The 9,455-nt window shown below is 48.6% G+C and carries 6 protein-coding genes and 1 CRISPR repeat array; of the genes, 4 read left to right on the forward strand and 2 right to left on the reverse strand.

From position 1 onward, the window contains the following. Positions 1-85: 85 nt before the first annotated feature. Positions 86-1,520: direct repeats of the CRISPR family, unit length 37 nt; unit sequence GCCGGAAAAAACCTAAAACCCTATCAGGGATTGAAAC. An 87-nt stretch (positions 1,521-1,607) separates the two neighbouring features. Further along, positions 1,608-2,810 carry a glycosyltransferase family 4 protein gene (locus E5S67_RS29710; RefSeq protein WP_172192740.1) on the reverse strand — a complete coding sequence of 401 codons (1,203 nt, stop codon included), beginning with the start codon at positions 2,808-2,810 and terminating at the stop codon, positions 1,608-1,610. 101 nt (positions 2,811-2,911) lie between these two features. Further along, positions 2,912-5,227 carry an IMS domain-containing protein gene (locus E5S67_RS29715; RefSeq protein WP_172192742.1) on the reverse strand — a complete coding sequence of 772 codons (2,316 nt, stop codon included), beginning with the start codon at positions 5,225-5,227 and terminating at the stop codon, positions 2,912-2,914. Between the two features lie 446 nt (positions 5,228-5,673). On the opposite strand from E5S67_RS29715, the gene pdhA reads away from it, so the two are divergent. From pdhA to E5S67_RS29735, 4 genes are all read left to right on the forward strand, one after another. Next, complete coding sequence (pdhA, locus tag E5S67_RS29720) at positions 5,674-6,711, forward strand: pyruvate dehydrogenase (acetyl-transferring) E1 component subunit alpha (RefSeq protein WP_172192744.1); 1,038 nt, start codon at positions 5,674-5,676, stop codon at positions 6,709-6,711. A 107-nt stretch (positions 6,712-6,818) separates the two neighbouring features. After that, positions 6,819-7,271 (forward strand): retroviral-like aspartic protease family protein, encoded by a 453-nt coding sequence (locus E5S67_RS29725; RefSeq protein WP_172192746.1) that lies wholly within the window; start codon positions 6,819-6,821, stop codon positions 7,269-7,271. Positions 7,272-7,933: 662 nt separating this feature from the next. Next, the gene (locus E5S67_RS29730) at positions 7,934-9,115 is read left to right on the forward strand and encodes an FAD-dependent oxidoreductase (protein WP_172192748.1); all 1,182 of its coding nucleotides are present in this window, start codon (positions 7,934-7,936) and stop codon (positions 9,113-9,115) included. A gap of 101 nt (positions 9,116-9,216) precedes the next feature. Beyond that, positions 9,217-9,360, forward strand: a complete 144-nt coding sequence (locus E5S67_RS29735) for a hypothetical protein (protein ID WP_172192750.1) — start codon at positions 9,217-9,219, stop codon at positions 9,358-9,360. The last annotated feature ends 95 nt before the right edge of the window (positions 9,361-9,455 follow it).

Consider the following 9,455-nt stretch of genomic DNA (forward strand, 5'->3'; position numbering starts at 1 on the left):
TGATACTGCTACCACCCATAAAAACACTACAAACATATTCTGTATATTCAGATTTCTATAAGAGACATTGATGAAAATCATCACCGCCGGAAAAAACCTAAAACCCTATCAGGGATTGAAACACAGCTCCCATTCAATACAAAGCTGGGGGAGCGCAATCGCCGGAAAAAACCTAAAACCCTATCAGGGATTGAAACGGCCTTTTTTGCCTCGCAAGCCTTCTGCAAAAATTAAGCCGGAAAAAACCTAAAACCCTATCAGGGATTGAAACGGGGTGGGATTAAATTCTCGGGATTGCCAAACAAAAAAGCCGGAAAAAACCTAAAACCCTATCAGGGATTGAAACAAACTGTTCTCGCCTGCTAGCTGTTTCAGCAACTTAAGCCGGAAAAAACCTAAAACCCTATCAGGGATTGAAACGGGATAGATTAACTAAACGCCGAACTTTTCCAGTGCCGGAAAAAACCTAAAACCCTATCAGGGATTGAAACATAAAACTTTTACTTTTGAAGCGTTCCTACAAAACGCCGGAAAAAACCTAAAACCCTATCAGGGATTGAAACTTGAGTAATTGTTTCGAGCAACATTTTGCAGCAGTGCCGGAAAAAACCTAAAACCCTATCAGGGATTGAAACAACACCGACGGCTACTCGACGCCATTTCCCGAGCCGGAAAAAACCTAAAACCCTATCAGGGATTGAAACCGCCGAATGTTTCCTAAAGAGGAAAAAGATTCAGGGCCGGAAAAAACCTAAAACCCTATCAGGGATTGAAACACTCGCCTAGAATTGCGCGATTGCATTCAATCTCTAGCCGGAAAAAACCTAAAACCCTATCAGGGATTGAAACTTTTAAATCTTCGAGCGAATCGAGAATTTCTTCGCAGGCCGGAAAAAACCTAAAACCCTATCAGGGATTGAAACGCACTCGTCTTCTAATTGAGCGTATTCTCCGCTACGCCGGAAAAAACCTAAAACCCTATCAGGGATTGAAACTCTTTGCCGAGCAGATCAACTAGCTCTCGAAAAATAGCCGGAAAAAACCTAAAACCCTATCAGGGATTGAAACGCAGATTATGAAACAAAAGAGCGCGATCGGCTTCTGCCGGAAAAAACCTAAAACCCTATCAGGGATTGAAACGATACAGAATACACTGCCGAGGTTGCTGATACAGAAGGCCGGAAAAAACCTAAAACCCTATCAGGGATTGAAACATCCGCAAGTGTTTAGAGAAGAGTTAGTCCGTGCAGGTGATCGCACGCCGGAAAAAACCTAAAACCCTATCAGGGATTGAAACGGTGTGTGACAAATGCGCTCAAACTGCGCGTTTTTATGCCGGAAAAAACCTAAAACCCTATCAGGGATTGAAACTCACCATGGGGGCTACTGGGTCTGGATCTAACAACGCCAGGCCGGAAAAAACCTAAAACCCTATCAGGGATTGAAACACTATTTTCGGCATTTAAAGACAGTTGCTCAAGCGGCCGGAAAAAACCTAAAACCCTATCAGGGATTGAAACTTTACTCCTCAGCAGGTAATAGAGGCTAGCAAATTCCTCAAGGCCGGAAAAAACCTATTTCCCCATCTAGGGCTTGAAACGCCCAAACTACAAAATTATTGGCTCAAAAATAGACTTCTCCTCTCTCTTTTTATCTCCTCCCATAACCTCAAACAATCGATCGACTACGCGCCTCCAAGTAAAATTTTCAGCCACAAAACCAGGGCCCGCAACCCTAGCTTTCGCAGCTATACCAGGCTGCTCGATCGCTATGCCCATCAAATCAGTCAAATGTTCCCACTCAGGAGCTAAGATAAATAAGGTTTCCCCATCGCTCGCCACAGCCGTCAATTTACTTTCAATCCGCAGTGCAAAGTCCGATCGCGTAAAATCATCCGTAGGGCCGCCCTCCGTGCAAATAACCGGCAAACCGCAAGCAGCAGCTTCCAACACCGGCAGATTAAAACCTTCTGCCAAATAGGGAGAAACATAAGCATCTGCTGCTTGGTAAAACTCAGCTATTTGAGCAAAAGATAGCTGGCTGCCAGTATAAATTAATCTCGGTAAAACTCTCGCTCTTTCGGCATCGTCGAGCACAACTCGGCTGGCTTCTGCAATCTCGTCTCTGGACGGATAAAGCAGTTCTGAACCTTTTAAAACCAATCTCGCATCTGGATATTTGTCAACTACCGCAGCGAAGGCTTTTAATAAAGGGCGAATACCTTTGCGATCCGTTTGCCCTCCGATGTTTAAAAATATAAAATAGTTTGACCAGCCAAAGCTTTGGCGCAGCGATTGACGCCGATCGCCCGAGAGAGGATAATAAATCTTAGGATCGACTCCCAAAGGTACGACGGCTATGCGATCGGCTTCAACACCGCTGCGAATTAACCCGGCTTTTGACCACGCTGACGGTGTAATAATTTTGGTTTCTGAATTAACCGGGGTTTGTGCGATCGACTTAACCCCCATCGCCTGCAATACTGTACTCGTAACTATCCCCCATTCTGTCGCTGCAAATACCCAAGTGGCGGCACTGCTGGATGCCGAGAAGTCCCACGGGCAGTACATTCGCAGGGTAACATCGGCTGACTGATTTACCGCAGGGCTCTTAATGCTGCGGAGTAATGTTTCATTTGGGCGATCGAACAAACTAATTTTCGTCTCCCAAGCTGCGTCTATGTAAGGCATATCGCGGTGGAAAAGCTCAATTTGTCCTCGCGGGCGATCGAGCATTTCCAGCAGTTGAAATTGATTGGCTACGCAATAGGAATGATAAATAAAACGCCAGCCTTCAACAATAATCTGCAATTCAAAACTCCAGCTTTTGGGATTAAAAATTTAACTAACAATTAGAAATTGGTAATTAGCAACTAGCAAGCAGAAATTACCAATTACCAATTACCAATTCCTTACTTAATCACTTGCCAATCCATAATCCGCCACTGTCCGTCTTGGCGGATCAAGTCGTAGCGCACCCGCAGGTTTTCGTTGCGGGAAGAAACGAGCTGATCGCGATCGAACACTTCGGCTTTTTCCGCTACTTGGGCTTCTACTTGGGCGCGATCGGGATTAGTCGGATTCGTCTTAACTCCATTAACTTGCAGCTTGTGTACGTAACGCTGATGCGCGTTGTTTCGCTCTTGAGCGTCTGCCATCAATTGCCAGCGAGACAAAGCCGGTTCTGTCAGAACTTGCTTTAATTCTTCCACAGTGTGGTTGGGGCCCAAAGCCGCTGCTTTCGCCGACAGCCAGCCTTGAACTATTTGTTCTGCTGATTCCTCAGTAATTGCTCCCGACACGGGGGCCGCAGTGCCAGGCTCAGGGGCCGCGGAAACAGCCGGGATTTCTACGGGCGCTGCTTCCAGCCCGACAAGGGCTTGCTCTCCTTGCAGGGATGGGCCCGAGAGGGCTTGCATCGCGCTCGCCAACAGACTGAGTATGAACCACAGCAGTAAAAGGCTCAGGACACCTGCGACTAGAAACAGAGCCAGTCTGTTTCGAGGCATAGACTTGACTTGGGTGGAAATTTCTGCTGCCTTGGTGCGCGCCCGATCGACCAAATCGCCTGTTAGCGCCTTGCCGGTTGCTCCGCTGCGCCCTGAATGTTGGCGCCTGCGATGCTTGGAAGTTGAGTCTGCGGGCTGTCCCGCCGTAGCTGTCGGGAGAGAGACGGCGGCAGCAGTGCTCGCCGCAGCCGCCGTTGCCTGGAATTTCGGGCCTGAGGCTGCGGTTTCAGTCTCGGCCGGTACGGGGGTCAAGGTGACGGTACTAGCTCCCTGTTGGGCGGATGGTGGGGTTACTGCTGCGGGCGATCGGCCTGCTGCCGGTTGCAGTCGCGCCGCGGGCTTGCCCGAGCGGGGCTGCACCACGACCCATTCGTTGGCGGTTTCTGCGTCCTGTGGCAAAGCTTCTAGGTAAGCTTGTACTTTCGGGTCGGCAAAGTAATCTTTCAAGGAGACTGACTGGTTGGCCAAATCGCGGAAGTGGGGAAACACCTCCTCTTGCAGCCAGTGTTCGGCATACAAGCACAGTCCCGGCAACAAATCGGGAGAATCTTGGGAATGTTCGCGAATGAAGGCGAGGGGTTCTTTTTCCGAACTGAGTTCGAGGGCTCTGCTGGCTTCTTCTGTCTGGCCCAGCAGCAGGGAACAAACGGCTTTTTCCAGGTGAACGTCTTGGCGGCGGCCGAGTTGCATCAGCATCAGCTTGGCGCGACGGATCATCGATGGCTGTCTGGCGGCAAATCCTTGGGCTAACAGGGTGTAGACCGAGAGGTAAGTGGCGACTGCGGAGGGGCGGCCGGCTTCGGCTTCAAATAGCGTCTGCTGCTCGCTGCTGGTTAGGTGTTTGCGCAATTGCTGCACGAAGCGGAGGAAGTCTTCTATTCCTAAACCCGATCGATCGTCTCCCGAACCGTCGATGCCTCCCCGTTCTTGAAGCATTTCTCGCAGGATTTGCAGTCCCCGGCGACGCTCGGCGACTTTTTCTTCGGGGAGGGATAGTAGCTCTAAAATGTTGTACGGACGCAGTTTGTATAGGTCGGCTTGCATTTCACCCCTCACGCTTGCAAATAGGCTTTCGCGCAGCAGCACTTCTTGGCCTGCTTCTAATGATTTTGCGGCATTTTCGTACTGACCTTGCTGCCACTGTTCGCGGCCGAGTTCTAGACAGGCAAGGCTGACGGTTAAAACTATATCTGGCCGCACGAGCTGGGGGTCGCCGAAACGACCTTCTGCGATCGCGATGCTGCCATTGTTGAGATACGGGCGACCCAGCTTCTGTACGAGTTCGTATTCCCCCAGTTCTTGCAGTATGAGCAGGGCTCCTACGAATTGGTTGTCATCGATTTCAATACTTGGAGTGTGGGGGTCGGGAGCTGCCTCTAAAGGCTTGGACTCTGCCGGAGCGGTTTCTCCTGCGTCTTGCAGGACTGTGGCCGTGCCTGCTGAGGTTTTCGACCTCTGGTGCTTGGCTTCCTGTGCGGCTTCCGACTCTCGATCGTAAGTTTTGGCTAAAAAACTGGCATCGTAAGCTTTGCGCTCGTCTGAGTCTGACAGAACGGCGCAGGCTTCATCGAGCAGTTGTTTGCGGGCCACGATCGCAACTTCGGAATACTCCCTGCGCGGAAGCTGTAAAGTTCGATCGCGGTGAGCCTGCTGCAACTGTTCGGCAGTAGCTTGAATCGGTAGACCCAAAATCCGGTAGTAATCTAGTGGAATTAACACTGTCCACTTCCCCAAAGCGCTAGCAACTGAATTAGCCTATCTTAAGTGAGATACTCCCGCAAACCAAATCAAAAATTCTGGTGTTGGCTTCCAACCGCCCAATTCACGGTATGTTGGAGTTACGGTAGAGATAATGTGATTTTTTTCCCTCTACAGCGTTTTACAGTGAGGAAAATGGAAAGCCCCACTGCCCGTCAGCTAAATGAGTTGTTTGACTCTTGAGCATTTTCGGGTTTGAGAGTAATGGAATTATATCATTCGTTGGCATGGGGTTTAGATGGGAGTTGGTTCTCCGAGTCCGGGCAATCGGCCCCGCCTGCCAAACTCATTTTAACAATTGGTGAACTGCTGCGGAGCAAAAGTGCGATCGTTTTCTGCTGCGGTTGTGTCCCATCTGGGTTTAAATTTAGATGTCTAGGAAGCCGATCGTCGGGTATTAATTATTTATGGTTCAGGAACGGACTTTACCAGTTTTTGACGCGCAAAGCGTAAACATTTCTCGGGATGAGGGCTTGATGCTCTACGAGGATATGGTCTTGGGGCGCTACTTTGAGGACAAGTGTGCTGAGATGTACTACCGGGGCAAAATGTTTGGTTTTGTCCACTTGTACAACGGTCAGGAAGCTGTGTCTACTGGCGTGATTCGATCGATGCGCCGGGATGACACCGATTACGTCAGCAGCACCTACCGCGATCACGTTCACGCTTTGAGCGCGGGCGTGCCGGCGCGGGAGGTAATGGCGGAGTTGTTCGGGAAGGAAACTGGTTGCTCGAAGGGCCGCGGCGGTTCGATGCATATGTTTTCGGCCGAACACCGACTGTTGGGAGGTTATGCTTTTGTGGCTGAGGGGATTCCTGTAGCTACGGGGGCGGCTTTTCAATCGAAGTACCGCCGCGAAGCTTTGGGCGATGAGAGTTCCGATGGGGTAACTGCTTGTTTTTTTGGCGATGGTGCTGCAAATAACGGGCAGTTTTTTGAGTGTTTGAATATGGCGGCTTTGTGGAAGTTGCCGATTCTTTATGTTGTCGAAAACAACAAATGGGCGATCGGGATGGCCCACGAGCGAGCTACTTCTGACCCCATGATTTACAAGAAAGCTCACGCTTTTGGCATGGCTGGCGTCGAGGTTGACGGGATGGATGTTTTGGCGGTGCGGGAAGTGGCAAAGGAAGCTGTAGCGCGGGCGCGTGCCGGCGAAGGGCCGACTTTGATCGAAGCTTTGACTTATCGTTTTCGCGGCCATTCTTTGGCAGATCCCGATGAGTTGCGTTCTAAAGAAGAGAAGGAATATTGGTTCCCCCGCGATCCGATTAAGAAGTTGGCTGCTGATTTGATCGATCGAACTTTGGCAACTGCTGAAGAATTAAAAGAGATCGAAAATAAGATTCAAGCAGTAATTGATGATGCGGTAGATTTTGCTGAGAAAAGCCCTGAGCCAGATCCTAGCGAATTGTATCGGTTTATCTATGCTGAAGATGAGTAATCTTTAGAGATATTTTGCCTGCGGTTGCAGCCTACAGGTTAACACCTGTGGCTGCACGAATTTCAAGCTAGAATCAAAGGTAAACTTTCTAAACGAAAAGAGGCGATATGATAAATCTCGATCGCGATCTAACTCAAGCCAGCAAAAATATGGGTGCAGTTCGAGTCAAAGTCAAGCTAACGAATGCCATTGATGAAGCCTTAGTGAGTCGAGGAGTGCTCAATCCAAATCTGTTGCGCGTATACGAAGCAGAAGCACTGATAGATAGTGGCGCAGTCAGAACTGCGTTACCTGCGGATGTAGTAGAGCAGCTCGGTTTAAGAATTCGGAGTCAGGAAATAGCAAAATATGCTGATGGCAGACAAGAAACAGTAGGATTGACTGAACCTGTTATCATTGAAATAGAAGGGCGCGAAACTATTGAGGCGGCAATGGTTTTAGGGGATATGGTGCTAATCGGTCAAACTGTGTTAGAAACTTTAGATTTGCTAGTAGATTGCAAAAATCAGCGTCTAATTCCCAATCCCGAAAATCCCGAAAGACCTGTATTGAGAGTTTAATACTAAATCCTGCTTAAATACCTCCTTTATTGGTGATGTTAGAGTGCCGCGAGCGGCATGATGCCAGCATTGTTAATCAGCACAAATTCAACGGTTTACACAGGCTTGTAGCTGTAAAGCCATTCTTGAAACTCATCTTGTATAGCGTTTCCTTAGCTGATCGGGTACAACCAATCCTTATCCATTAAGGGTTTTAGCTCTAAAGATGTACCTCACTTGACTGAGAAACGCTATATTATAGACTTTTTTGCTATTTTTTAAGCTGAGCTACATCAACTTTTGAACTTGATTGAGTTAATAATTATAGAGTCCAGCTATCAGATTAAATCTTCATCCGAACCGACGGTGGAGATTTATAGATCGACTCGATTAAATCCTAAAAACTTTTAGTTTCCCTTGATTATTATCATAACTTAGGGTAACACTATCCTACTACATTGACAGCACTTTGACCCCGCGCGATCGTTGAAGCTATAGTTGGTATGCACGCTTGTTACAGGTTGCGATCGCGCCCGCCTACTTTTGCAAGAGGTATCTTTTATAAATTAGTGCGTGAGTGTATTATCAAGCACAACCTACATCATCTCACACGAAGCGCGATTAGCTTCGCTAGTGCCCAAGGCAATCGTTTTCGTCGCTGCTGCTTTTAACGGTATCTAAAAATGAGTGAAACCCCAACTTTCGATATCGCCATTATTGGTGCAGGACCAGGCGCACTATGTGCAGCTCATGGGCTAGCCAATTTAGGTTTTTCGGTAGGTGTGTTTGAACGAGCTAGAGCTTTACGTCCCATCGGCGCTGCCCTAGGGTTGGCAGAAGCGGGGTATAAGGCATTGGCTCTGATCGATGCCGATCTCGCTACCCAAGTTCGTGCCTTAGCGGCCAACCCACAGCGACAACTGCTGATGAGACCCAATGGCGAGGTGCTGTTTTCTGATGAATCGCCCTTGGCGGGTACTCCGTTCACTTGGCTAGCGTGGTATAACCTACAAAGCTCATTGCACAACACGCTCCCACCTACCGTATCCCTTCACCTCAACCATAAGTTTGTCAACTTCACTAAGGTCGCCGATGCGTCCAAGACTCCCTTACGTTTGCACTTTGAGAATCAGCCCGATGTTGGCGCACGAGTGTTAATTGGTGCCGATGGGTATTACTCCGTGGTTCGCGGTCTTACCGTGGGAGATGGTGCGCCTCTGTACACTGGAACCATGACTTGGCGTGGAATCTTGCCCCGTCAAATCCTAGCCCCCCTCGCTGAACCTTTTGCAGAAGGGGCTGGTTTTCAACTGGTGGTCGGAGACCAGAAAAATTTTTGGATTATGGATGCAGGAGCCGAGGTACTTGCTTGGGGAGGGACTGCACTCCATCCGACTTCAGAGAAGAGTACCGATGTTTTAGCTATGGTTCTCCAAGTTTTTGACCAATGGACTCCCTTTGTTGAAAGGGTTATTCGAGCAACTGACCCTACCACCATTGTGGAAACTGGCGTGTTCGATCGGGAACCAGTATCCCAATGGGGAGATAGAGAGAGAATCACCTTATTAGGGGATGCCGCTCACCCGATGCGACCGTCCTTAGGATTAGGGGCTACTATGGCATTTGAGGATGCTGTTGCTTTAACAAAAAAACTCAAGGGGCTGAACTTGCAGGATACTCCTTCTGTTGCTAAAGCTCTTACTGATTATGAAGAGGAACGGATTGCGATCGCCACACCGTTACAACTCAAAGCAAGGCAAGGAGGAGAAGCATCCCATGCCTCGGATCAAGCTGACCAACTCAAGATAGGCTTTGAATTAGCCTTAGCTGCTCGCAGACACAGGGAGATGACCATATCGGATTAATTCGGTTGCTCCCACATTGTTGACGAATTGGGTCTTCTGCATTGGTGCTACATGGAGTTATAAAATCCTCAACCAGCCAATTACTAAAAGGAAGATTAAGTTTGCTGACCAAAACAACAGCAGAATCCACAGTAAGCCATGCGCGAGTCGATCGCCAACCTTACCGCTTGGATCGCTCATACTTAAAAAGTGTTGACTTTGCCACAGTTGCCAAACTCGAAATGCGGTGTAAAGGGTGCCGATGATGACTAATAGACATCTCCGAAAACAATCAAAGCCTCTGTGTAGTTAAGCTCCTTGACGTAAATGTAATCATCCTAAATTAGCTAGTGTGCACGAT

Source organism: Microcoleus asticus IPMA8, assembly GCF_013179805.1.
GTDB classification, from domain to species: Bacteria; Cyanobacteriota; Cyanobacteriia; order Cyanobacteriales; family Microcoleaceae; genus Microcoleus; species Microcoleus asticus.

Coding starts and splice junctions, on each gene's coding strand:
- E5S67_RS29725 (WP_172192746.1), top strand. CDS start 6,819: ATGATAAATCTCGATCGCGATCTAACTCAAGCCAGCAAAAATATGGGT.
- E5S67_RS29730 (WP_172192748.1), top strand. CDS start 7,934: ATGAGTGAAACCCCAACTTTCGATATCGCCATTATTGGTGCAGGACCA.
- pdhA (WP_172192744.1), top strand. CDS start 5,674: ATGGTTCAGGAACGGACTTTACCAGTTTTTGACGCGCAAAGCGTAAAC.